This window comes from Paenibacillus sp. FSL R5-0345, from assembly GCF_000758585.1.
GTDB lineage: Bacteria > Bacillota > Bacilli > Paenibacillales > Paenibacillaceae > Paenibacillus_AQ.
In genome coordinates, this window is sequence record NZ_CP009281.1 from 4,099,860 (window position 1) to 4,124,122 (window position 24,263).

22 protein-coding genes and 1 pseudogene are annotated in these 24,263 nt (G+C 44.8%); all 23 read right to left on the bottom strand.

Annotated elements, in window-relative coordinates:
- Positions 1–277: 277 nt before the first annotated feature.
- The 23 genes and pseudogenes from rpsO to R50345_RS18210 all read right to left on the bottom strand — a co-directional run bounded on the left by rpsO (position 278) and on the right by R50345_RS18210 (position 24,125).
- Entirely contained in the window at positions 278–547 is a 270-nt protein-coding gene (rpsO, locus tag R50345_RS18100) for a 30S ribosomal protein S15 (RefSeq protein ID WP_036656390.1), read from the bottom strand.
- 148 nt (positions 548–695) lie between these two features.
- Positions 696–1,643 (bottom strand): bifunctional riboflavin kinase/FAD synthetase, encoded by a 948-nt coding sequence (locus R50345_RS18105; protein WP_042128851.1) that lies wholly within the window; start codon positions 1,641–1,643, stop codon positions 696–698.
- A 37-nt stretch (positions 1,644–1,680) separates the two neighbouring features.
- Entirely contained in the window at positions 1,681–2,595 is a 915-nt protein-coding gene (gene truB, locus R50345_RS18110; RefSeq protein ID WP_042128852.1) for a tRNA pseudouridine(55) synthase TruB, read from the bottom strand.
- Positions 2,592–3,569, bottom strand: a complete 978-nt coding sequence (locus tag R50345_RS18115; protein ID WP_042128854.1) for a DHH family phosphoesterase — start codon at positions 3,567–3,569, stop codon at positions 2,592–2,594. The genes truB and R50345_RS18115 overlap by 4 nt, the downstream gene beginning before the upstream one ends.
- Positions 3,570–3,639: 70 nt before the next feature.
- Complete coding sequence (rbfA, locus tag R50345_RS18120) at positions 3,640–3,987, bottom strand: 30S ribosome-binding factor RbfA (RefSeq protein ID WP_042128856.1); 348 nt, start codon at positions 3,985–3,987, stop codon at positions 3,640–3,642.
- Positions 3,988–4,005: 18 nt separating this feature from the next.
- The gene (infB, locus tag R50345_RS18125; protein ID WP_042128858.1) at positions 4,006–6,651 is read right to left on the bottom strand and encodes a translation initiation factor IF-2; all 2,646 of its coding nucleotides are present in this window, start codon (positions 6,649–6,651) and stop codon (positions 4,006–4,008) included.
- A pseudogene (locus tag R50345_RS18130) lies at positions 6,646–6,967 on the bottom strand (YlxQ family RNA-binding protein); the annotation flags it as partial. The gene infB and the pseudogene R50345_RS18130, both read right to left, overlap by 6 nt.
- Complete coding sequence (rnpM, locus tag R50345_RS18135) at positions 6,960–7,268, bottom strand: RNase P modulator RnpM (RefSeq protein ID WP_042128861.1); 309 nt, start codon at positions 7,266–7,268, stop codon at positions 6,960–6,962. The pseudogene R50345_RS18130 and the gene rnpM, both read right to left, overlap by 8 nt.
- Before the next feature lie 28 nt (positions 7,269–7,296).
- Positions 7,297–8,394 (bottom strand): transcription termination factor NusA, encoded by a 1,098-nt coding sequence (gene nusA, locus R50345_RS18140; RefSeq protein ID WP_042128862.1) that lies wholly within the window; start codon positions 8,392–8,394, stop codon positions 7,297–7,299.
- A 26-nt stretch (positions 8,395–8,420) separates the two neighbouring features.
- Positions 8,421–8,888, bottom strand: coding sequence for a ribosome maturation factor RimP (gene rimP / locus R50345_RS18145; RefSeq protein ID WP_042128863.1), 468 nt, complete (start codon positions 8,886–8,888; stop codon positions 8,421–8,423).
- 199 nt (positions 8,889–9,087) lie between these two features.
- Positions 9,088–13,416 (bottom strand): PolC-type DNA polymerase III, encoded by a 4,329-nt coding sequence (locus tag R50345_RS18150; RefSeq protein ID WP_042128864.1) that lies wholly within the window; start codon positions 13,414–13,416, stop codon positions 9,088–9,090.
- A 270-nt stretch (positions 13,417–13,686) separates the two neighbouring features.
- Positions 13,687–15,135 (bottom strand): proline--tRNA ligase, encoded by a 1,449-nt coding sequence (gene proS, locus R50345_RS18155; RefSeq protein WP_042128866.1) that lies wholly within the window; start codon positions 15,133–15,135, stop codon positions 13,687–13,689.
- 25 nt (positions 15,136–15,160) lie between these two features.
- The gene (gene rseP / locus R50345_RS18160; protein WP_042128868.1) at positions 15,161–16,435 is read right to left on the bottom strand and encodes an RIP metalloprotease RseP; all 1,275 of its coding nucleotides are present in this window, start codon (positions 16,433–16,435) and stop codon (positions 15,161–15,163) included.
- Between the two features lie 247 nt (positions 16,436–16,682).
- Entirely contained in the window at positions 16,683–17,822 is a 1,140-nt protein-coding gene (locus R50345_RS18165) for a 1-deoxy-D-xylulose-5-phosphate reductoisomerase (RefSeq protein ID WP_042128870.1), read from the bottom strand.
- Positions 17,823–17,842: 20 nt separating this feature from the next.
- Complete coding sequence (locus tag R50345_RS18170) at positions 17,843–18,646, bottom strand: phosphatidate cytidylyltransferase (RefSeq protein ID WP_042128872.1); 804 nt, start codon at positions 18,644–18,646, stop codon at positions 17,843–17,845.
- Between the two features lie 21 nt (positions 18,647–18,667).
- Entirely contained in the window at positions 18,668–19,435 is a 768-nt protein-coding gene (locus R50345_RS18175; RefSeq protein ID WP_042128874.1) for an undecaprenyl pyrophosphate synthase, read from the bottom strand.
- 78 nt (positions 19,436–19,513) lie between these two features.
- On the bottom strand, positions 19,514–20,068 hold the full coding sequence (gene frr, locus R50345_RS18180; RefSeq protein WP_042128876.1) for a ribosome recycling factor: 555 nt from the start codon (positions 20,066–20,068) through the stop codon (positions 19,514–19,516).
- Complete coding sequence (gene pyrH, locus R50345_RS18185; protein WP_036688491.1) at positions 20,068–20,796, bottom strand: UMP kinase; 729 nt, start codon at positions 20,794–20,796, stop codon at positions 20,068–20,070. The genes frr and pyrH overlap by 1 nt, the downstream gene beginning before the upstream one ends.
- Before the next feature lie 105 nt (positions 20,797–20,901).
- Positions 20,902–21,552 carry a translation elongation factor Ts gene (tsf, locus tag R50345_RS18190; RefSeq protein ID WP_042128879.1) on the bottom strand — a complete coding sequence of 217 codons (651 nt, stop codon included), beginning with the start codon at positions 21,550–21,552 and terminating at the stop codon, positions 20,902–20,904.
- A 132-nt stretch (positions 21,553–21,684) separates the two neighbouring features.
- Positions 21,685–22,386 carry a 30S ribosomal protein S2 gene (gene rpsB, locus R50345_RS18195; RefSeq protein WP_036688493.1) on the bottom strand — a complete coding sequence of 234 codons (702 nt, stop codon included), beginning with the start codon at positions 22,384–22,386 and terminating at the stop codon, positions 21,685–21,687.
- A gap of 161 nt (positions 22,387–22,547) precedes the next feature.
- Positions 22,548–23,192, bottom strand: a complete 645-nt coding sequence (locus R50345_RS18200) for an endolytic transglycosylase MltG (RefSeq protein ID WP_042128881.1) — start codon at positions 23,190–23,192, stop codon at positions 22,548–22,550.
- Complete coding sequence (locus R50345_RS18205; protein ID WP_042128883.1) at positions 23,189–23,767, bottom strand: hypothetical protein; 579 nt, start codon at positions 23,765–23,767, stop codon at positions 23,189–23,191. Before R50345_RS18205 ends, R50345_RS18200 begins: the two co-directional genes overlap by 4 nt.
- Before the next feature lie 46 nt (positions 23,768–23,813).
- Positions 23,814–24,125: a hypothetical protein gene (locus R50345_RS18210; RefSeq protein WP_042128886.1), complete on the bottom strand. Its 312-nt coding sequence runs from the start codon at positions 24,123–24,125 to the stop codon at positions 23,814–23,816.
- Positions 24,126–24,263: the final 138 nt, after the last annotated feature.

The following is a 24,263-nucleotide window of genomic DNA, read 5'->3' on the forward strand; positions in this document are numbered from 1 at the left end:
AGTAGTAGACCCGCAGTCAAATATAGCAGGTTCACATATCGATCTAATGAATCGGAAAGGCTTGTCCCAAAGGTATGTAGCCTGTTCTGTATGCATATAAGAAGAAACGGCTAAGTCTTACAGATGAAGTGCAGTCGCCGTTTTTACGAATAATCTCATCAGTCTTGCTATAAAGTTTTCCCTAAATTTTCAAAAAGCAACCCAGCTGTCCCGCTGTCGCTCCGAGAAGGACATACGGTATACAACCAGGCTGCTTTAAGGGTTATCTTATGGAAAATTAACGACGCAATCCCAGTCTTTCGATCAGGGCGCTGTAACGTCTGATGTCTTTGTTTTTCAAATACGCCAGAAGTTTACGACGTTGTCCAACCATTTTCAACAATCCGCGACGGGAGTGATGATCTTTCTTGTGCGTACGCAAGTGGTCAGTCAAATTAACGATGTTCTCCGTTAGGATAGCAACTTGCACCTCAGGGGATCCAGTATCGGATTCGTGAGTTTTGTGCTCGTCGATCAATTGATGTTTACGTTCTTGAGTCAATGCCATCCTGTTCACCTCCTTCAATATAATCGCCACTAGCCTCGTCACCGTCGGTGAGAACGTGCAACCAAGCTAAGGTTATGATGCTGTAAGCCAGCAACGTTTATTAGTATAGCATCTCCATTAACAAAAGTAAACGGCTTGTCCGGGATGACTATAGATTATACCCCAAAATCTTCTTTGCGGTTTCTGCATCCTCACCAATTTGAGTGATCAACGCATCTATAGATTCGAATTTCCGTTCAGGACGAATGTAAGATACTAATTCTACCTTGAGCTCTTGATCATACAAGTCTCCTTCGAAGTCAAACAGATGAACCTCAAAGCTTGGAGTCAATACACCATCATGAAAAGTAGGTTTAACGCCCACATTCATAACCCCGTAAAGAACTTTATCCTTATAAAAGACTCGGACGGCATAAACACCTTTAGTTGGTATTACAAAATGAGCACTGAGCTTCAAATTCGCCGTTGGAAAACCAATTGTGCGACCTCTCTTCTCACCATGACCCACTTCACCACGAAGATAATAACAACGTCCGAACCAGGAGTTTGCCAGCTCTAAATCCCCGTTTTGGAGACTTTTGCGAATGCCTGAGCTACTGACCTTTTCTCCTTCAAGCAGAAAAGGGGGAGCAACCTCTACATTCATAACACCTTCACCCAGCTTGCGAAGCATCTCAACATCGCCTTCACCTTGATAACCAAAACGAAAGTCAAAGCCGACAACTGCAGTTACAATATGTAGCGGCAAAAGCATAACAGAGACAAAATTTTGTGGACTTACACGGGAAAGCTGCTCATTAAATTCAATAACATATAAGATATCGACACCCATACTAGCTAGAATCTCCTGCTTTTCTACGGGTGGCGTCAAATACCCTTCATAATCACCCTTACCCATAACATCTTTAGGATGGGGATGAAATGTAAGGACTGCGGCCGGTACACCTTGTTTACGGGCTAAGGCCACAGCGGATGTAATGACGCTGGCATGTCCACGATGCAATCCGTCAAACTGCCCTAGAGCAGCCACTTGAGGCTGAGCCCACTCTGCAGCAGTCTCCGGAGACATCGGATAGGTTAACGTTACGGTTCTCACGCTGTTTCTCACCTACAATTCACTTGGTAAAATTGATTTAAGCTTGTGCAAACACCTTCACTGGAGCAATTGCACCTGTATCTTCCAATTCATAAATGCCAAGAAATCCACCTTGAAGATCGTATAGCCGAAATTGACTGTTCGTCTTCACCTCTGGAGCGATAAATCGCGAGGACAAACGTTGCCCCTGCAAAGCTGCCTTCTTTTTCTCATCCATTACAGTGTGCTTTGGCATATGAGAAATGGCTTCGTCTGCAGCGATTAAATGATCTTCCAATGTTCCGGCTTCCTTGTGAGTCGCAATATCCTCTAGCGTAAGACAATGACTAGCAGAAATCCCTGCCGACATCGTTCTCTCAAGCTTTACCATCACACCCGGCAGTCCAAGTGCTCGTCCGATATCGACACAGAGAGTACGAATGTACGTGCCCTTTGAGCACAGCACCCGGAAGGTGATATCTGGATGATTGCCTTCCCAAGTCATATCCGTCATTTCAATTTCATAAATCTCTACTTCACGGCTTTTACGTTCAACGGTTTTGCCTTCTCGTGCCAGCTCATAAAGACGTTTCCCGTCAACTTTAACCGCTGAATACATCGGAGGAACCTGAGAAATAACACCTTTAAATGAAGCAAGCACTGATAGAATTTCTTCTTCAGTTACATGCACCTCATCAACAGTTTCTGTAATAGTCCCTGTTAAGTCCTCGGTATCACTGGACATCCCCAGTCTCAGTGTAGCCACATATTCTTTAGGCAACTCCTGAATATACTCCACAACACGAGTAGCACGACCCAGACAAAGCGGCAGTACACCTGTCACCTGAGGATCAAGCGTTCCCGTATGTCCGATCCGTTTCATACCGAGAATACGACGCGCCTTGGCTACAACATCATGTGAAGTGAAGCCTGCCGGCTTGTAAACCGCCAGTACACCTTCTAATTCACTCATAAATGACGTCTAACCTCCTCAAGCACCTGAGCTATTGCCTCTTCAAGTGTAGCTTCTATACGCGCACCTGCAGCACGGGTATGACCGCCACCTCCAAACGTTTGCGCTAGATCAGCCACGTCCACCTTACCAGCAGAACGCAAACTAACCTTAACCGCATGTTCATGAATGACCTTGAACAGAATTCCTACTTCCACACCTCGAATATTACGAGGGTAGTTCACGATTCCTTCTAAATCTTCATTCGCAGCAGCACATTCGATCATATCCTCAGGTGTAACATACAGCCAGGCAATATTCCCTTCGGGTGATAATTGAAGAGTATTTAATGCTTTATTTAGAATTTTAATCTGTGGCAATGTCATTTCTTCAAGTAAGGTCTCAGCCAGTTCAGGACCGTTAACACCATAAGAAAGCAGTTCGGATACGGCCGCCATTACTTTAGGTGATGTGTTGGTATATCGAAATCCACCAGTATCTGTCAAGAGACCTGTGTATATTGCTGTAGCAATATCGATGTCCCATGTAATCTCGAACGTCTTTAGCAGATCGAACAAAATTTCCGCAGTCGCAGCAGCATCCGGTTTGATTAAATTCACAAGTCCATAACCGTTATTAGTTGGGTGATGGTCAATATTCAGGATTAGAGCATCATTCGCAAAATAGCGATGGGTCAGCCCTACTCGCTGAAAATCAGCACAATCCACACAGATCACATTGCTGTATTGACGGGGCGGTTCACTAGAGGCCATATTGATGATTTCATCCGAATGCCATAAGTATTCCATCCGCTTCGGTATCGGTCCTTCATTCAGCATAGTGTATTTTTTGCCCAGACATGAGAGAAGCCAGCCCACCGCTAGGGTGGAGCTGACTGCATCTCCGTCCGGCTGAACATGCGACACTACAAGGTAATCGTCGTGTTCCAGCAGAAACTCACGGGTCTGCTGGAGACTTTGTTCATAGCTCTGCATTCGCCGTCTCCTTTATAAAGGTTGTTCAAAATAGCCTTAGGCTATTTTGAACTCCTTTTAGTACCGATTTCTAATCGTTCTTGTGAAGCTCTCCGAGAAGTTTCTCAATGTGACTGCCGTAAGCGACAGATTCATCAATCTTGAAGATCAGTTCCGGTGTGTGCCGTAGGCGAATCGCCTTGCCAAGCTCAGAGCGAAGAAAACCATTTGCTTTTTCGATCGCTTTTAGTGAGCCTGACTTCTGTTCTTCATCCCCGAACACGCTTAGGTATACTTTCGCTTGCGACAGATCGTTAGTCACGTCTACGCCAGTTACAGTTACAAAACCGATTCGAGGGTCTTTCAGTCCGCTTTGGATAAGTTGACTAAGCTCTTTCTTGATCTGCTCGCCCACTCGTCCTGCTCTAATTTTAGACATCTATATTCACCTCTTCGCTTAGCGCTCTACAGTTTCCATAAGAAACGCTTCGATAATGTCGCCCTCTTGGACGTCATTATAGCGTTCCAAAGTTATGCCGCATTCATAACCTTGCGCCACTTCTTTGGCATCATCTTTAAAGCGTTTCAAGGTATCAACTTTACCTGTAAATACAACGATTCCGCTACGGATCAAGCGCATTTCAGCATTACGGGTAATTTTACCATCAATAACCATACAACCTGCAATGGTACCCACTTTACTGATTTTGAAGACACTACGTACTTCAGCGTGTCCGATAACGTTCTCTTTATAGATAGGATCAAGCATACCCTTCATTGCACTTTCGATTTCCTCGATTACATTGTAGATGATGTTATGGAGACGAACATCTACTTTTTCTTGTTCAGCAGCTGCCTTGGTTTGAGCGTCCGGACGAACGTTAAAGCCAATAACAATAGCATTAGATGCTGCTGCAAGTGTAATATCGGATTCCGTAATGGCACCAGCACCGCTGTGAATGATCTTCACGCGGACGCCTTCCACTTCGATCTTAGCCAGGGAACCTTTAAGTGCCTCGACTGAACCTTGTACGTCAGCTTTAATGATAACGTTAAGGTCTTTGATCTCGCCATCTTTAATGTGCTGGAACAAATCATCCAATGTTACACGGGTGTTCGTATTCAGCTCAGATTGACGTTGTGATGTGGAACGTCTATCAGCAATCGCACGGGCTTTACGCTCGTCTTCGAAAGCCATAAACGGATCGCCAGCTTGTGGCACCTCAGTCAAACCAGTAATTTCTACTGGAGTGGAAGGTCCAGCTTCCTTGATCTTACGTCCTTTATCATTAACCATCGCACGTACACGTCCGAAGCAGTTACCTGCTACAAAAGCATCGCCGACTTTCAATGTGCCGTTCTGTACCAGAACACGTGCAACTGGACCACGGTTCTTATCAAGCTCAGCTTCTATAACTGTACCGCGTGCCCGTTTGTCAGGGTTAGCTTTGTACTCATTAACTTCAGCAACGAGCAAGATCATTTCCAGCAGTTCTTCCAAGTTAATACGTTGTTTTGCAGAAAGGTTAACGAAGATGGTATCTCCGCCCCACTCTTCAGGAACGAGTTCATAGCTTGTAAGCTCTTGCTTCACCTTATCAGGATCTGCACCCGGCTTATCGATTTTGTTGACAGCAACAATGATCGGAAGTCCAGCAGCTTTAGCATGTGCAATAGCTTCAACAGTCTGAGGCATAACACCGTCATCCGCAGCAACTACGATAATTGTCATATCCGTAACCTGTGCACCACGAGCACGCATAGCAGTAAATGCTTCGTGACCTGGTGTATCAAGGAACGTGATTTTCTTCTGATTAATTTCAACTTGATAAGCACCGATATGCTGTGTGATTCCGCCAGCTTCGCCTAGCGACACACTTGTCGAACGAATGGCATCCAGCAAAGTAGTTTTACCGTGGTCAACGTGACCCATGATCGTAACTACTGGAGGACGGGACTGAAGTTCATCTTCAGTATCATTCTCTTCCACAGTTTCGAAGCTATCCTCATCAACAGGAATCTTCACTTCTACTTCTACGCCGAATTCAGCAGCGAGCAGCAGGATGGTGTCGATATCCAGCTCTTGGTTGATGGTTGCCATAACACCCATAGAGATCAGCTTCTTGATTACTTCAGAAGCGTCTTTGTGAAGCAATTTCGCTGTTTCACCAACGGTCATGCTGCCACGAACGATAATCTTCTTAGGTGTGTTATCAATCTTCTCACGGTGAACCATTGGCTGATTCTTACCACGGCCATTCTTACCACCACGACCACGGTAGTTACCGCCCTTACCATCATCAAAACGTCTATTGTTCGTATTTGGTCGACCACCCGTTGTGTTCTTCTTAGGGCCTCTGTCGTCACCGCGTGTGAAACCTCCGCCGGTGTTAGATTGACCTTGTGGGCGGCTGTCAGTGCGAGGCGCACTGCTTTGTCCTTGCGGACGGCTGCCAGTATTACTTCCTTGTGGACGGCTGCCACCGGTATTGCTACCTTGCGGACGGCTGCCACCAGTATTACTTCCTTGCGGACGGCTACCACCGGTACTGCTACCTTGTGGACGGCTGCCAGTATTACTTCCTTGCGGGCGACTGCCACCGGTATTGCTACCTTGTGGACGATTACCGCCTGTGCTGCTTCCTTGCGGACGGCTTCCGCTTGTACTGTTAGTACGTGGAGCTCCGCTTTGTTGCGGACGTGCATTCTGCGTTGAACCTGTTTGTGTTCTGCGGGAATCTTGTCCGCTTTGGGGCCTTGGGGACGTCGTCGATTGGTTGTTGTTTTGGTTACTGTTCATACCTACCTGCTTTTCCTGTTGATTTTTGTTGGCATTCTGAGCACTTTGGGGTTCGGCAGTTACCGCACCGGTTGTCACCGGACGGCTGCTAGAGCTGGTATCCCGCTTGGCTGCAGCGTTCGACTTGATATCCTTGAAGAATTGTTCTACTTTGTTCACGGAACCGTTCTCCATGACACTCATATGATTATTCACAGGGACATTCAAACGCTTCAGAATTGTAATAATTTCTTTACTGCTCATGTTTAGTGACTTGGCGTATTCGTACACGCGCAATTTATCTTTGTTCTCTTCTTTAGTCAATAAATCCACCTCCGACAGTATCTCCGAGTTGCTTGGAGATCATTTCCGCGAATCCTTTATCCGTAATGGCCAGTACTACACGCTGGTCTTTACCAATACTTGCACCGAGGCTGTCTCGGTGAAATGCGATTACTAGTGGAATATCGTAGGTTCCGCATTTATCACGGAACTTTTTTTGGGTATTATCTGAAGCGTCACCTGCCAGAACGACCAGCTTCGCCTCTGAAGACCGTACAGCTTTGAGTACAGCCTCATCGCCGGTGACTATCTTGCCTGCTCTCATGGCAAGCCCTAAATAAGAAAGCGCCTTACTCATTATCCTCACTATCCTTTGCTGCTAGAAACTGCTCTTCCACGGAAGTAAACTGCCGGGCAAGCTGGTCATAGATTTCAGGACTCACTTGACATTTCAAAGCGCGATCAAGTGCTTTATTCTTCTGTGCCAGCTTAAAGCATTCAAGCTTGCCGCATATGTAAGCACCACGGCCTGACTTCTTACCTGTCAGATCAATCAGCACTTCGCCCTCGGGCGTCCTAACCACTCGAATCAGCTCTTTCTTCGGCATCATCTCTTGGGTAGCAACGCATTTGCGCAGCGGCACCTTTTTTTGTTTCATAACATACGCCTCCCGTCAAGCAGGTTAATTAATCAATGGAGACGGAATCCTGATGCATTTCATCAATAGAAGATCTCGGTCTACCGTATTCCTGCTCCGCTTGACTTTCACTCTTGATATCAATTTTCCAGCCGGTAAGTTTAGCGGCAAGACGAGCATTTTGCCCTTTAATACCGATAGCCAGTGATAATTGATAATCAGGAACGATCACCCGTGCCATTTTCTCTGCTTCAAAGACTTGAACTTCAAGGACCTTAGAAGGACTGAGTGCATTAGCTACATATTCCTGCACCAGATCAGAGTAACGTACGATGTCGATCTTCTCGCCACGAAGCTCAGTAACGATGGTCTGAACGCGTGTTCCTCTTGGGCCCACGCAAGAGCCAACTGGATCTACTTCTGGATTGCGGGAATACACAGCAATCTTCGAACGGAAGCCAGCTTCACGAGCTACGGAACGAATTTCAACTACACCATCAAAAATTTCCGGAACTTCGAGTTCGAACAGACGCTTCAGCAATCCGGGATGACTGCGGGACAGCATAATTTGCGGTCCTTTAGTGGTGTTCTCAACTTTAGTGATATAAGCCTTGATACGCTCGCTTTGCTTAAACTTCTCACCTGGCATCAATTCACTAAGCGGCAAGACCGCTTCGATTTTACCAAGATCAATGTAGATGTTCCGCATATCTTGACGTTGTACAAGTCCTGTTACGATATCATCTTCTTTGTCAATAAAGGCATTATAGATGAGTCCACGCTCTGCTTCGCGAATCCGTTGTGTTACAACCTGCTTTGCAGTCTGTGCAGCAATACGCCCGAAATCACGTGGTGTCACTTCAAGCTCAGCAATATCTTCAAGCTGGAAATGCGGGTTAATTTCTCTGGCTGCCGGCAATGAGATTTCAGTCCTTGTATCCAGGACCTCCTCAACAATTAGCTTGCGGGCAAACACTTTGATTACGCCTGTGTTGCGGTTCATGTCAACACGTACGTTCTGTGCTGCATTGAAATTACGTTTATAACTAGAGATCAGCGCCGCTTCGATGGCTTCAAACAGCACATCTTTACTGATGCCTCTCTCCCTTTCCAGCTCATTCATTGCTTCAATAAACTCCATACTCATGAATTTCCGGCCCCCCTTTCAAGACGTTAAAAAATAATGGCCAATCTCGCGCTTGCGACTTTGGCGTACGGTACTACATGTTCTTTTTTGCCCGCGGAGATGAGCAGTTCCTCGTTCTCGAACGAGAGCAAACGACCTTCAAATTCTTTGAGTCCTTGAATCGGCTCATAAACAGTCACATACACGTCCTTGCCTACCGCTTTAGCTACATCCGCAGCTTTTTTGAGAGGACGCTCTGCTCCCGGTGAGGAAACCTCAAGGAAATATGCCTCAGGGATAGGATCATTCTCATCCAACTGCTGACTGAAATATTCGCTAATGCTGCCGCAGTCATCAATATCAATGCCGCCTTCTTTATCTACGAATATACGCAGAAACCAATTGGAGCCTTCCTTCACGTATTCAACGTCCACCAGTTCGAAACCATTGTCGTCGAGATAGGGCCCGAGCATCTGCTCTACCGTTTGTTTAATTTTAGATTTGGGTGTGCTCAAAAGAAAATTACCTCCACGAACTTGTCTTTTGCTATATACCAAAGATAAAGAGTGGGTTTCCCCACTCTTTACACAACGGACTTATCTCATTATTACCAAAGAAATTATACCATAGTGAGTCTGGACTGACAAGTGCTAGCCCTTGACTCCCCCTTTGGAGCTCTCTTCTCTAGCCATGAAATAAGTGTTGTTAAAGCCTTTAAAATAGGGAAAGTTGATTGCTTTCCGGTAAGCCGCGGAAGCAGCCCATATTGGTCAGCAACTCAATAACTGTCTTACTCGCCTTGGATTTCTGCTGGAAATCCTCAATAGAAAGGAACTCCCCAGCATCTTTCGCAGCGGCTATATTGATAGCGGCATTCTCACCAATTCCCGCTAATGCGGAAAACGGAGGAATCAAACTGGTTCCATCCACAATAAACTTATTCGCTTCCGAACGGTAAAGATCAATATTTTTGAATGTAAATCCACGTGCCGTCATCTCCAAAGCCATCTCAAGGACAGGCAACATAGCCTTTTCCTTAGGCAAAGCTTGAAATCCTTTTTGCTCAATTTCTACGATCTGACGGTTGATAGCTTCATATCCCTTACAGCACAGTTCAATATCAAAATCCGCTGCGCGTACAGAGAAATAGGTCGCATAATACTCAATAGGATGATACAGCTTGAAGTAGGCGGTACGTACTGCAGAAATAACGTATGCAGCCGCATGCGCCTTCGGGAACATGTATTGAATCTTCAGACAAGAATCAATATACCATTGCGGAACCTTGCACTTTTTCATTTCCTCGATCCATTCGTCAGACAATCCTTTACCTTTACGAACACTCTCGGTAATTTTAAAGGCCAAGCTCGCATCCATTCCCGCTTTATAAATTAAGAAGAGCATGATGTCATCACGACAACCGATAACTGTCTTAATGTTACAAGTGTTATTCTTTATAAGCTCTTGCGCATTCCCAAGCCAAACCCCAGTACCATGTGACAAACCAGAGATTTGTAGTAAGTCAGCAAAGCTGGACGGTTTTGACTCAATAAGCATTTGTCGTACAAACTTGGTACCCATTTCGGGCACTCCGTATGTCGCAACCGGCGATCTGATTTCGTCAGGTCTTACGCCAAGTGCATCTGTAGAGTTAAACATGCTCATTACCTTCGGATCATTCATCGGAATTGAGGTTGGATCTACACCTGTCAAATCCTGCAGCATCCGCATCATCGTCGGATCATCATGACCCAGAATATCAAGCTTCAGCAAATTGGCATCAAAAGCGTGATAGTCAAAGTGTGTGGTCTTCCATTCGGCATTGACATCATCCGCCGGGAATTGCACTGGTGTAATATCTTCTACCTCCATATAGTCTGGAACAACGACTATACCGCCGGGATGCTGTCCCGTACTGCGTTTAACACCTGTACAGCCAGCCGCTAGACGCCCAACTTCAGCTCCGCGCCAACGTTTCTGGTGCAATTCTTCGTATTTTTTTGCAAAACCGAAGGCAGTCTTCTCAGCTACCGTACCAATCGTGCCGGCACGGAATACATTTTTCTCACCAAACATTTCTTTGGTAAAGTTATGTGCATTCGGCTGATATTCCCCTGAGAAGTTCAAGTCGATATCGGGAACCTTATCCCCTTTAAATCCAAGGAAGGTCTCAAACGGAATATCCTGGCCTTCACCTTTGAGCTTCTCGCCGCAATCCGGACAGACTTTGTCTGGTAAATCGAACCCGCTTCGCACACTACCGTCCAGGAACCATTCACTATGGCGACACTCGGGGTTTAGGCAAATATAATGCGCAGGCAAAGGATTAACCTCTGAAATCCCAAGAAATGTGGCTACTACAGAGGAGCCTACAGAACCCCGCGAGCCTACGAGATATCCATCTCGATTTGATTTTTTAACGAGACGTTCAGAAATCAAATAGTTGGCAGAGAACCCGAATTTAATAATCGGAGCAAGCTCTTTCTCCAAACGGGCAATAACTACTTCAGGTAGTTCTTCGCCATAAATGGATTTGGCAGTGTTATAACAGGTCTCGCGAATTTCTTCGTCCGCCCCTTCAAGAATTGGTGTAAATAGCTTATCTGGAAATAACTCCAGCTCTTCAAAACGTTCTGCCAGCTCAACTGTATTCGTAACCACGACTTCCATCGCTTTTTCAGCACCGAGAAATTCGAATTCAGACAGCATTTCATCCGTTGTGCGGAAGTGTGCATCCGGTTTACGTTGGTCTTTAAGCGGACTAAAGCCTGTGATCCCATTAATCGTAATATCACGATACAGCTTGTCCCGGGGTTCAAGATAATGCACATTCCCCGTCGCTATAACAGGTTTATTTAACTGTTCACCTATTTCGCAAACCTTGCGGACTACATCGCGAAGCTCATCAGGACCTGCTACAAAGCCCTTGTCCACCAAATGCATGTACATGGTCAATGGCTGAATCTCCAGCACATCATAAAAATGAGCAACCTCCATGGCTTCCTCAGTCGTTTTGTTGAGTACTGCTTCAAAAAACTCACCACGTTCACAACCGGAAATTACGAGTAGTCCATCTCTATGCTCTTCCAGCTTGGATTTAGGAATACAAGGTACACGTTTGAAATATTCCGTATGAGACATGGAAATGAGCTTATAAAGATTTTTTTTGCCCACCTGATTAAGTGCATAGATATTACAGTGAAACGGTCTTGTATTCGAAAGATCATTACCCACATAATCGTTCAGTCTATCAAGGCGAGTCATGCCCTTCATCTTTTCAGCATCCGCAAGCAATCCTGTTAAAATACCACCGAGTGCTATGGTATCGTCTATCGCGCGGTGATGGCTTTCCAGAAGAACTTTATATTTATCGGCTAATGTGTTCAGCCTGTGATTCTTCATAGTTGGAAATAGTAACCGTGCGAGCTCAAGTGTATCAAGAGACGGATTCGGAAGCACAGGTTCACCTATTTTACGTAATGAGGCCTGAATAAAACCCATATCAAATCTGGCGTTATGAGCGACTAGGATACTGTCACCCACAAACTCAACAAACTTACGCAGCACTGGCTCCAGATCAGGAGCATCCTTAACCATTTCATCCGTAATATTGGTCAATTGCTGAATATGATAAGGGATCTTCTCATGCGGGTTAACAAAAGTAGAATAACGATCTACTTCTTTGCCTGCGCACATTTTAATGGCCGCGAGCTCCGTAATATTATTGCGGGTAATCGATAACCCTGTGGTCTCTATATCAAACACTACATAAGTAGCTGTCTTCAAGTCCAAAGGCTGAGCATTCTCAACAATATTTACAGAGTCATTCACAACATTGGCTTCCACACCATAAATCATTTTTATCTTATGCTTATGAGCTGCATGGTTCGCATCTGGAAAAGCCTGAACCCCGCCATGATCAGAAATAGCAATTGCTGGATGCCCCCACTGGGCAGCTGTTTTGACATAGCTGGTAATCGGAGTGACCGCATCCATCGTACTCATAGTAGTGTGAAGGTGGAACTCCACCCGTTTCTTAGGCGCCGTATCTTTCCTTGCAGGTGGTGCCTTAACTTCTGTTAAGTCCGAAGGGATCATCACTAGCTCAGGAACTTGCATGAACCGGTCATATTCTACCTTCCCGCGTGCTCTTACCCATTTGCCATTAGCAAGCTGACTCATCACCTTAAGATCTTCCTTGGTCTTAGCAAACATCTTCATTTGCAAAGAATCGGTGAAATCTGTCAAGCTGAAGGTGAACAAGGTACTGCCATTGCGAAGCTCCTTACGATCTAGACCAAAAATGGTGCCTTGAATTGTAATTTTCTTCTCTTCATCTTGAATTTCAAGAATCGGTACAGCCTGTTCCTTAATTTCATACCCCACCTGAAGCTTAATCACTTCATTAGGATCACTATCATCAGGAGGTGCATCTGTTTCTACTGCAGTCATCATTTGCTCAACGATCTCTCGTTGTTCCTGCTGCAGCTTTTGCTGAAATTCTTCGTATGCTTCAATATTGTTATTTTCATTCTCCGCCATTAGCACTTTAACTTTTAAGGAGAGTCCGAAATACTTATCATAAAATTTAATAATTGCCCCATCGATGCCCTTTTTACGAGCAAGCTCCATAGAAGTGGAGTCACTCATTGTCAACATTAAAGTGTCATCTTTAAGCTCTTGGGTAGAGCGTGTCAGCCAGCCGTTAACCGAAGGGATCTCGCGGGTCACCCACTCCAGAAACAATCCCCAATATTCTTGGATAAGCTCTGCCCGACTGACTTTTTCATCATATACGAATAAAAAGCTAACTTTGGCAATATGCTGCAGCTTTTCGCGCATTCTGAGGCAAAATGTCCGGTATACCTGCGCTGGAACCAGACTTTCTTTCGAAATCACAATTTGCCAGTCTCGGTTACCGCGGCTGATCTCTACACGTTCTATATATCCATCTAAAAAGTAGGGATCCATGATTGCAGGTGGAATTTCACCTTGCTTCATCAAGAGCTCGAATCTTTTTCTTCTCTCCTGGTTTTGTTCCATGCTTTCCTCCCACCTTTGATAACTCCGTAAAACACAATCAATGATATTCAGTGAAAGTACAATATTTTAAGAAGAAACGACATTGTCGTCTTTTAAAGACAATAACAGTTTCTGGTAAAAATAGAAGTATAATTTATAACGTAAGCCTATAAATTCATATATTTTAAAAAGCTTCTGGATTCAAAAAGCATTGGGTTCTTTCGGCCCACTGACTCCTCTCTCCAGAAGCTAGATTAAAATACTACAAGACTGTTAATCGGTGCCAAAAGATTAATATGCCTTTGCAAAAACTACAGTATGCTCAGCTGGTTTACCACAGCAAATGCAGACTTGCTTTTTCTCCGCTGGATCGAAAGGAATGTTACGGCTGCCCGCACCTGTCTCTTCCTTCACTTTGGACTCGCATTCTTCGGAACCACACCAACCAGCTAGTGCAAAGCCGCGTTTTTCTTCCATCGAAGCTTTCATTTCTTCCAAGGAATCCACAGAATAGAAATGGTCTTCGCGGAATTTCAGTGCACGTTCGAACATTTCATTATGAACCTGCTCGAGCATTGCTTGTACCTCTTCAACAAGGTTCTCCTGCTGAATAATCTTCTTCTCACCAGTGACACGTGAGACTATAACGCAAACGCCATTCTCCATGTCGCGTGGTCCAAGCTCCAAGCGAACAGGTACACCGCGCATTTCATATTCATTGAACTTCCAGCCTGGTGTTACATCTGAACGATCGTCCACACGTACACGAACGCCGGCGTTCTTCAGCTCCTTGAACAGCTCGTCCGTCCGTCCAATCACGGCTTCGCGAGTTTTAGGTGGTCCAATAGGAATCATAATCACTTGAGTCGGTGCTACCTTAGGCGGCAGAACAAGACCACGGTCATCGCCATGCACCATAATTAGCGAACCAATCAAGCGTGTAGTGGATCCCCATGAAGTGGTATGCACATATTCCAGATTATTGTCGCGACTCAAATATTGGATTTCAAAAGCTGTTGCAAACTTGGTACCTAAGTAATGTGAGGTAGCAGCCTGAACAGCACGTCCATCTTTCATCATCGCTTCAATTGAATACGTATCTACTGCACCGGCAAAGCGTTCGGAAGGTGTCTTCTGTCCAGTGATTACCGGAATGGCAAGAAAAGTCTCAGCAAAATCACGGTAGTTATCCAGCATCTTCATAGTTTCTTCACGAGCTTCTGCTTCATTCTCATGCGCAGTATGCCCTTCTTGCCAAAGAAACTCAGTAGTACGGATAAATGGTAAAGTACGCTTCTCCCAACGAACCACATTCGCCCATTGATTGATTAGAACTGGAAGGTCACGATAGGACTGGATCCATTTAGAATACATATGCCCGAACATGGTCTCAGATGTAGGACGGACTGCCAAACGTTCCTCAAGCACGTCACCACCAGCCTCAGTTACCCATGGCAGCTCGGGATTAAAGCCTTCAATATGATCCTTTTCCTTTTGAAAGAAACTCTCTGGAATGAACACTGGAAAATAAGCATTACGATGCCCAGTTTCCTTGAGGCGACGGTTCATTTCCTCCTGTATATGCTCCCATATTTCATAGCCTTCTGGCTTAAATACGATACAGCCACGTACAGGAGAGTAATCCATCAAGTCTCCTTTTTTAATAACATCAATATACCAGCGTGAGAAATCCTCGCTTTGCGGCGTGATTTCCGTAACGAATTGCTTATCTTTTGCCATGTAATGGAATGCCTCCCGAAGAAAATTAGCCGCTGATCAAACGTAATATATCATTATACGTAACAGCAATCATTAATAAGAATAACAGTGCAAATCCAACAAAGTGAACCATGCCTTCACGACTCGGATCTACAGGTTTACCACGTAAAGCTTCCACGCCTAGGAACGCCAAACGGCTTCCATCAAGTGCCGGAATCGGTAGTAGGTTAAAAATCCCCAGATATAGACTTAGGATAGCAGCCCAATAGGTAAGATACTGAATGCCTTGTTGAGCAATTTGACCGGTTACTTCAAAGGTTCGTACCGGACCTCCAATATCATCCATATTGAATTTATTGATCAATTGTTTAAAGCCCAGAAAGATAGCTTCAGTCGTATCGACCATAGCTTTACCTGAACCTGTCAACGTCTCGCCAACCCCTGCTTTACGGGTAGGCAGCTCAGGTGTAATCCCTATTTTCCCGCCTTCTTGTCCCTCCATGCTGCGAGGAACGAGAGTCACGTTAAGGGTCTCATCACCACGTTGCAGCGTCCATTTCATTTCTTTCCCTTTGGACTCCGAGGTTAAATCAATCATTTTTTGGTAATCGGCACCAATCTTCTCACCGTTAATGGAGACAATAATGTCACCCTTCTGCAATCCCGCCTCTTGAGCTGGCATTCCTGCAGAAATGTCGCCAATCTTAACATAAGTTGGATTCTCGACCGGAATACCAACCATTTGCAAATGGATGGCAAACAGAACAAAAGCTAACAGGAAGTTCATTACAGGACCCGCAACAATAGCCAATGCACGCTGACCCACGGTTTTGCTGCCGAATTGACGATCTTTAGGTGCAATCTGAGTCTGTTGCGTTCCTTTAATCATCATCGCTTGCGGATGAACGTCATAAGTAGTAACTTCGCCATCCACATCCAAGCGGATTTGCAGATCATTTTCGAGATCGGTATGCAGGGCCTCACCACGGATAACATTTTTACGTGTATCCAGTGCGTCCAGATAAATATTTTTTACTTTGTTATCCTGGCCGAGTCTTACCGCAATGGTCTGTCCTGAGCCAATTTCAATAATCTCTGGATCTTCACCAGCCATCCGGGCATAACCGCCAAAAGGCAGTAAACGCAGAGTGAACTGTGTCTCATTCCGTTTATAAGAAAACAGTTTCGGACCGAAACCGATAGCAAATTCCCTCACGAGAATACCGGCGCGTTTGGCAAAATAATAGTGACCCCATTCATGTACAGTCACCAGGACAAAAAACATGAGCACCGTTAATAAAACGACTTGAACCATTTCCAAACGTATCATCCCCCTTTAGGTGTAAGACCGAAGTATGTCCTCTTAATTTATCATTATTCTCCGATCAGGCACAAGAGAATCAACTGTCCCAACCTATTTTTAGGGCAAAGTAAGTATTTCCAGTCAAGCAATAACGCCATCGGCGTCCCTTAAGGAGACAGTACGCGTTTACGCGAGAAATATAAGGATAATGTATAAAGTGAAACTTATACTTTCTTATATTTTTAACAAGAGAGTTTCCTACGTTCTAAAGCGATGCTGCCAGCTCACGAACACGTTTATCACAGAATTCAATTTGTTCCAAATTCGGATGGTCCTCGTTAATATGACGATGCAGCACTTCCCCAATGATCTCCTCAATGCGCAGAAATGGGATCTCATGGCTCAAGAAACGAGCAACAGCGATTTCATTTGCCGCATTAAAAGCAGTAGTTGCAGTCCCTCCAGCTTTTCCACAATCCATGGCTAGCTTAAGTGCAGGGAACCGTTCAAAGTCCATTTCTCGGAAAGTCAAACGCCCAATTTCAGCTAACGATAAACGCTGAGCCGGTGACTCCCAGCGTTCGGGATACGTGAGTGCATATTGAATTGGGACACGCATATCGGGATTCCCAAGCTGAGCAATAATGCTGCTATCGCGGAACTCCACATAAGAATGAATGATACTCTCTGGATGCAAAAGTACATTTACTTGTTCATAAGGTAGACCGAATAGCCAATGCGCTTCAATTACCTCAAGCCCCTTATTCACCATTGTAGCAGAATCAATTGTGATTTTCGCGCCCATGCTCCAATTCGGATGACGAAGTGCATCTTCTACGGTTACATTTTTGAGTTGATCACGAGTGAAATCTCGGAAAGATCCACCAGAAGCTGTTAAAGTGATACACGCAATATCAGAAAGATTCTCACCATTTAAGCACTGAAAAATAGCGGAATGCTCACTATCAATAGGTAGCAACTTAACGCCCTTACGATTAGCCAGTTCAGTGACGAGATGTCCTGCGGTAACCAAAGTCTCTTTATTGGCTAGTCCAATATGTTTTCCTGCTTCGATAGCAGCTAATGTGGATTGGAGGCCTACACTACCCATAACAGCCGTTACGACCATTTCGGCGTCTCCACCCGCTGCTACCTCAACTAGGCCTTCATTTCCGCTGAATAGCTGTATGCCAGTAGGCAGACTGGATCTAATCTCATCTGCCAGTTCTTTTGTCGCAACAGAAACTCGACGTGGCTTAAAAAGGCGAACTTGTTCCAGCAATAATGCTGTATTCGTTCCAGCCGCCAAGCCATCTACTTGAAAAGAGTCCGGGTGCATAGCGATGACATCTAGAGTCTGAGTGCCGATAGAGCCGGTGGAACCAAGAACACTTATTTTTTTCATAGTTATACCCTCTCCTCCCGTTAATAGTAAGGCATTAGCGTTACGATATGTACGAATGGAAATACGATAATCCAGCTGTCACATCGATCAAGAATACCGCCGTGACCAGGTAGAAGTGTGCCAGAATCTTTGATACCATACGCACGTTTATAGGCTGATTGCACAAGATCACCAAGCTGACCCATTACTGCACAAGAAAGCCCTATAAGAAGCGCTCGTCCTATCGCTAAATGCTCAGGAGCAAATATTGCAAAAATGATAGCGATCAGCATCGAGATCAGCACTCCACCTACTGCACCTTCCACCGTTTTGTTAGGACTGATGGCAGGCCAAAGCTTGTTTTTCCCCATGCTTTTCCCAACAAAGTAAGCCCCGGCATCACTACCCCAAATGCAGAAAAGTAGCAAAAAAGTCCAGAACAAACCATGTCCGTCATCCGATGCACGAGCCATGGCCATATAAGAAAAACCCATTCCAATGTATACTATACCAGTAAACAGCAAGGCTGTTACTCGAATATCCAATTTATTTTTAGTAAAAACTGTAACTAAAAGGAACAACAGCAGCAGAATCCAAATTCCTTGTTCCCACGAAAACGGCGCAGATACTCCCAGTAAATTCCAAGGGATCATGAAACTTAGGATGGCTGCATAACCAAGAACGGTAGAACCGGAAAGCGCAGGTATCCCTATCATTTTCACAAATTCATACAACCCGATAAAAGCCATGGCAGTAAGTAACAACTGATATGGCCAATTTCCTAATACGCATAAGCCTAAAAATAGTGCTCCGGCAACAATTCCGGTAATCAATCGCTGCTTCAAAGGTTTCCATCTCCTATCAAGCTACTTCAGTCCACCATAACGGCGTGTACGGCGTTGATATTCAGCAACTGCCTGATGCAAATGCTCCTTATCAAATTCAGGCCAATACACATCAGTAAACCACAGCTCAGAATAAGCAAGCTGCCATAGCATGAAATTGCTAAGTCGTATTTCTCCGCTTGTACGTATAAGCAAATCCGGATCTGGTAACCCACCTGATAACATCCGGCTATCGATTAGATCAGTCGTAATATCGTCCGGTGATAAGGCCCCTGATTGGATGTCCTTACCAATGCTGCGCATGCAGTCCTCAATTTCTTTGCGTCCCCCATAATTAAGAGCAAAATTCAATATAAGTCCAGTATTGCCCTGTGTCCGGGAAATCGCTTCTTCCATAGCTTTACGGGTGTATGAAGGCAATGCATCAGTATCCCCCATCATACGTACTTGGACATTCTTCTCAATCAGCTCATCAAGCTCAATGGCTAGAAACTCCACTGGCAAGCGCATCAGATAATCGACTTCTTCCTTTGGTCGTTTCCAATTTTCTGTCGAGAACGCATACATCGTCAAAAACTCAACACCCAGTTCGTCTGCAGCGATTGTAGCACGTTTAACAGCCTTCATGCCATTCTGATGACCCACAACGCGCGGCAACCCGCGTCGCTTAGCCCAACGCCCATTGCCGTCCATAATAACAGCCACATGCCGGGGAATGTTATCCGGTGAAATCTCGACTGGCTGTTGCCTGTCTTTACGGCTCAGCCACGCTTGAACCCGTTTGATCATTTCCGTTTCCTCCAAGCTCTTATCAGAAAGAGACAAACCCCACCATTAACGGAGGGGCCTTAAGTCTCTAGAATATCTTTATACTTCCATAATCTCTTTTTCTTTGGATACAAGCACTTTGTCGACTTCGGCTATGAACTTATCCGTTGTCTTTTGAATGTCTTCCTGATGGCCACGGGACTCATCTTCTGAGATACCGTTTTTCTCCATCTTCTTGATATCATCGTTAGCATCGCGGCGAATGTTGCGGATCGCTACTTTCGCTTCTTCACCAAATTTCTTCGTCAGTTTCACCAAATCCGTCCGACGTTCTTCAGTCAGCGGTGGGATAGAAAGACGAATAATTGTACCGTCATTGGCAGGCGTTAAACCGATATCCGATTTCATGATCGCCCGTTCAATGTCAGACATCGATGTTTTGTCCCAAGGTTGGATTAACAGTGTCCGGGTATCCGGAGTACTGATATTCGCCAACTGATTGATTGGGGTAGGAGAACCGTAATATTCAACTTGAATGCGATCCAGCAGTGATGTTGTAGCGCGTCCTGCACGCAATGTTGCCAAATCACGTTTCAGCGATGAAATCGCTTTTTCCATACGTTCTTCGGCATTTTTTTTGACCGATTGTGGCATTAATCTACACTCCCTTTAACAATCGTCCCGATCTTCTCACCGAGAACGACACGTTTGATATTGCCTTGTTCAGTAATGGCAAATACAATGAGCGGTATATTATTATCCATGCAAAGAGATGATGCTGTTGAATCCATAACACCAAGGTTTTTGTTCAGAACATCCATGTAAGTGAGCTGTTCAAATTTCTCGGCTGTGCTGTCTTTAAACGGATCTGCTGAATATACACCATCAACCTTATTCTTCGCCATCAGAATCACTTCTGCTTCGATCTCTGCCGCTCTAAGTGCTGCAGTAGTATCTGTAGAGAAGAATGGGTTACCTGTGCCTGCTGCAAAAATAACGACGCGACCCTTCTCCAAGTGACGAATCGCACGACGACGAATGTACGGTTCAGCAATTTGCTGCATCGAGATCGAAGTCTGCACTCTAGTAGGCACATCGATTTGCTCTAATGCATCCTGCAGAGCAAGTGAATTCATTACTGTTGCCAGCATGCCCATATAATCTGCAGTAGCGCGATCGATGCCGCTTGCGCTGCCGGCGATCCCACGCCAAATGTTACCTCCGCCACAAACAATCGCAACCTGAACGCCAAGCTCAACAACTTCCTTGATCTGTTCAGCGATGGAAATAATCATGTCGGCATCAATACCATATCCGTTTTGTCCTGCCAAAGACTCTCCACTTACCTTAAGGACTACTCTCTTAAATACCGGCTGTTCCAAATGTATACCCTCACTTTCTGCAAAAGACGGAACACTACGTGTACGTGTTCCGCTCTTCTGATGCTTGCCTTTATTCAATTCTTCACATTTATGATGAAGCTGTTATTAATTATTAACTTGTGCCATAACTTCTTCAACAAAGTTATCCACTTTCTTTTCCAAACCTTCGCCTAGTTCAAAACGAGCAAAACGACGGATCGAGATGTTTTCTCCGATAGTGCTGATTTTTTCGTTCAGCAATTGGGAGATTGTTTTGTCAGGGTCTTTAACGAAGGTTTGCTCAAGCAAGCAATATTCTTCGTAATATTTTCCAATACGTCCTTCAACCATTTTTTCAATGATTTTCTCAGGCTTACCTTCGTTCAAAGCTTGAGCTTTCAGGATTTCTTTTTCTTTTTCTACATCTTCTTGTGGAACTTCTTCACGACGAACATAACGCGGATTTGCTGCAGCGATTTGCATAGCGATATCGCGAGCAAATTCCTTAAAGGAATCTGTTTTACCAACAAAGTCAGTTTCGCAGTTGATTTCTACAAGTACACCAATACGGCCGCCAGCGTGGATGTAAGATTCTACAACACCTTCAGTAGCAATACGTCCTGCTTTGTTTGCTGCTGCGGACAGACCTTTTTCACGAAGCAATTCTGCTGCTTTAGTGATATCGTTATTAGCTTCTTCAAGCGCTTTTTTACAATCAAGCATACCAGCGCCTGTTCTTTCACGAAGTTCTTTTACTGCTTTTGCATCAACTGCCATTGTTTATTCCCTCCAGGTAATTGTCGTTTTCTCACATTATTTAAGGCCTTTATCCTAAAAAAAGGGCAGTGAGAGGTTATCCACCTGCCAACCACCCTTTTCATTTAAGTTCTTGTATGTGTTAGTCGCTACTTAAGCAGTAGTTGTGTCTTCGCCTTGGTGAGCTTCAACAACAGCGTCTGCCATTTTACCAGTCAACAATTTCACGGCGCGGATAGCGTCGTCGTTACCTGGAATTACGTAGTCGATTTCGTCTGGATCACAGTTAGTATCAACGATAGCTACGATTGGAATACCCAATTTGCGAGCTTCTGCAACTGCGATACGCTCTTTACGCGGGTCAATGATGAACAACGCGCTTGGTAGACCTTTCATGTTCTTGATACCGCCCAAGAATTTCTCAAGACGATCTTTTTCTTTGCGAAGAAGGATAACTTCTTTCTTAGGTAGAACTTCGAAAGTACCGTCTTCTTCCCAAGATTCCAATTTCTTCAAACGATCAATACGTTTTTGGATAGTTTGGAAGTTAGTAAGAGTTCCGCCCAACCAACGTTGGTTAATGAAGAACATACCTGAACGTTCTGCTTCTTCTTTTACGGAATCTTGTGCTTGTTTCTTTGTTCCTACGAATAGGATTGTGCCGTTGTCACCAGCGACGCTTTTTACAAAGTTGTAAGCTTCTTCTACCTTCTTGACTGTTTTTTGCAAGTCAATAATGTAAATTCCGTTTCTTTCAGTGAAGATATAACGATCCATCTTTGGGTTCCAACGACGAGTCTGGTGACCGAAGTGTACCCCAGCTTCTAGAAGCTGTTTCATGGAGATTACTGCCATCTTCACACACCTCCTAAGTTTGGTTTATTGTGTGTCTCCTCCGCCGTGCGTCATCTTTCAGCAAGACTTTCTTCAGAAGAAAGCACCCCTTGTCGAAATCAACCGGCGTGTGTTTTAACACCGTCAATTACTATACCATATTTTATTAGTGTATGCAACGATCATTGAAAACTAATTAATTTTTCTAATATAGAGTCTAGAGTCTCGTCTTTATTAAAGTTGTAAGAACCCGATTGTATTTTCTTGTTGATCCCGCGTTGATTGGCGGCTTTAAGAAAATCAGCCTTATCCTTAATGACCTCAGCCTTCTCCAAAATATCTGCTGTTTTTGTCAGTGTGCTTCCTGAAGGTATACGAACAAATACCCCTGTATTCGCAGTGACATTAGGCTCAACAGGTGTAACAGCAGACGGTGCTGTAGTGACCCCTGGTGTCTCAACAGTACCTTCTTTAGGCGTTGATGGCTCTTGTGGAGGGATAACCTTATTGGGGTTATCAGATACTGTAGGAGTTACTACAGGAGCGGGAGAAGCCGCTACTGCAGGCTCAGAAGGTGTCACATTCTCCTGACTTCCATCAGTTAGTCCGACATTCTCCTGATCTTGATCAGCCTCTTCCAAAGAAGCCTCATCTGAAGGGGGTTCAGTAGCTGCGTCGATAACCTTCAAGTTCAATTTTTCGGCTCCTTGTAGTACTTGTTCCTTGGTCAGTGGAGCTGCCCCGCCGGATATCATTAATTGAAGCAGTAATGCTCCTGCTATTAGCCCTGTGCCAAGTCCAAACAAAAAAGAACGGTTCTTCATCATACCGATTCCTCCTGTTTGGCGAGTTGCAGAATCAGTTGCACTTCTCCCCGCTGAAGTCCAGCCGTCTTGGCAATGGAGTCTATCGATTTCCCCTGCTCATGCAGTTCAAACAATCGTGGATATCGCAATTTAATAGAACTAATAGGTTTTGCTTTCACCTCGGATTGTTTTGAACTCATTTCAGCCCCGACAGACGGATCCCCGCTCGCCGTAACCTTAATATACGAGCCCTTCTCAACCGAAACTTCCAACTCTCTTAACCGGTTTTCTTCGTCAGTTACCCGGCCTTCTAGTAGTACAGAGCTTTGCTGTAATTCTTTTAATTGAAGCTGCAAATCGCTAATCTGCCCTTGCATTGCATTATGATTAGTTTGAGATTGCTGTTTAATACTGCTGACTAGCTGTACTAGCTCTTCATTCTCGCGCTCTATGTCAGCCATATATAGCTCAAGCGCAGCCTCCGTTTCTTTGAGGCTCTGCTGTTCGGCTTTTCCTTCCTTCATACGTGCTGGAAGTAGAAGGGCATAAAGAATAGCGGCGACACCTACTAGCACAATATACACCCATGGTTGCAAGTGCCTTATCTCCTTTTACAAATCAAATATAATTTATAATTACTGATTAAAGACTCAGATCAATGCGTTGTCCTTTGTAAGGATGTTCCGCATCACGAGTTCCTGGCTTCGAACGTTTCTCAGAGGATGGATTCCCTCCGGAATGATGATTGCCTTTATCTCCGCCATCACGCAAAGCAGGTTCAGAGGATTCATCCACCTCAGAGCTTCGCATGGTCATTTCCTGGCTTTGCTTCACATTTTGTCCGGCCAGTTGATGCTGATCAATCGCGGGGCGCTGCTGAGATTCATTCTGAATCTTCCCCGCCTCCGTAGTCCGAGGTAGCGCAATTTGCAGTTCCACTGGTTTTAGGCTCATCATAACCCTCTTCTCATAAGAAGAAACGATGTTGTCGTCTTTTAGAGACGATAACCGTTTCTCGTAAAAATATAAGGATAATGTATAACGTGAAACCTATACTTTCTTAAATTTCAAGAATGGCCGGCCGCTAATGCT

What these genes read in the sequence shown, in the direction of transcription:
- rpsO (WP_036656390.1), bottom strand. Translation starts at nt 547, where the DNA reads ATGGCATTGACTCAAGAACGTAAACATCAATTGATCGACGAGCACAAA.
- truB (WP_042128852.1), bottom strand. Translation starts at nt 2,595, where the DNA reads ATGAGTGAATTAGAAGGTGTACTGGCGGTTTACAAGCCGGCAGGCTTC.
- R50345_RS18115 (WP_042128854.1), bottom strand. Translation starts at nt 3,569, where the DNA reads ATGCAGAGCTATGAACAAAGTCTCCAGCAGACCCGTGAGTTTCTGCTG.
- rbfA (WP_042128856.1), bottom strand. Translation starts at nt 3,987, where the DNA reads ATGTCTAAAATTAGAGCAGGACGAGTGGGCGAGCAGATCAAGAAAGAG.
- rnpM (WP_042128861.1), bottom strand. Translation starts at nt 7,268, where the DNA reads ATGAAACAAAAAAAGGTGCCGCTGCGCAAATGCGTTGCTACCCAAGAG.
- nusA (WP_042128862.1), bottom strand. Translation starts at nt 8,394, where the DNA reads ATGAGTATGGAGTTTATTGAAGCAATGAATGAGCTGGAAAGGGAGAGA.
- R50345_RS18150 (WP_042128864.1), bottom strand. Translation starts at nt 13,416, where the DNA reads ATGGAACAAAACCAGGAGAGAAGAAAAAGATTCGAGCTCTTGATGAAG.
- proS (WP_042128866.1), bottom strand. Translation starts at nt 15,135, where the DNA reads ATGGCAAAAGATAAGCAATTCGTTACGGAAATCACGCCGCAAAGCGAG.
- R50345_RS18165 (WP_042128870.1), bottom strand. Translation starts at nt 17,822, where the DNA reads ATGAAAAAAATAAGTGTTCTTGGTTCCACCGGCTCTATCGGCACTCAG.
- R50345_RS18175 (WP_042128874.1), bottom strand. Translation starts at nt 19,435, where the DNA reads ATGATCAAACGGGTTCAAGCGTGGCTGAGCCGTAAAGACAGGCAACAG.
- frr (WP_042128876.1), bottom strand. Translation starts at nt 20,068, where the DNA reads ATGCCACAATCGGTCAAAAAAAATGCCGAAGAACGTATGGAAAAAGCG.
- tsf (WP_042128879.1), bottom strand. Translation starts at nt 21,552, where the DNA reads ATGGCAGTTGATGCAAAAGCAGTAAAAGAACTTCGTGAAAGAACAGGC.
- rpsB (WP_036688493.1), bottom strand. Translation starts at nt 22,386, where the DNA reads ATGGCAGTAATCTCCATGAAACAGCTTCTAGAAGCTGGGGTACACTTC.
- R50345_RS18200 (WP_042128881.1), bottom strand. Translation starts at nt 23,192, where the DNA reads ATGATGAAGAACCGTTCTTTTTTGTTTGGACTTGGCACAGGGCTAATA.
- R50345_RS18210 (WP_042128886.1), bottom strand. Translation starts at nt 24,125, where the DNA reads ATGAGCCTAAAACCAGTGGAACTGCAAATTGCGCTACCTCGGACTACG.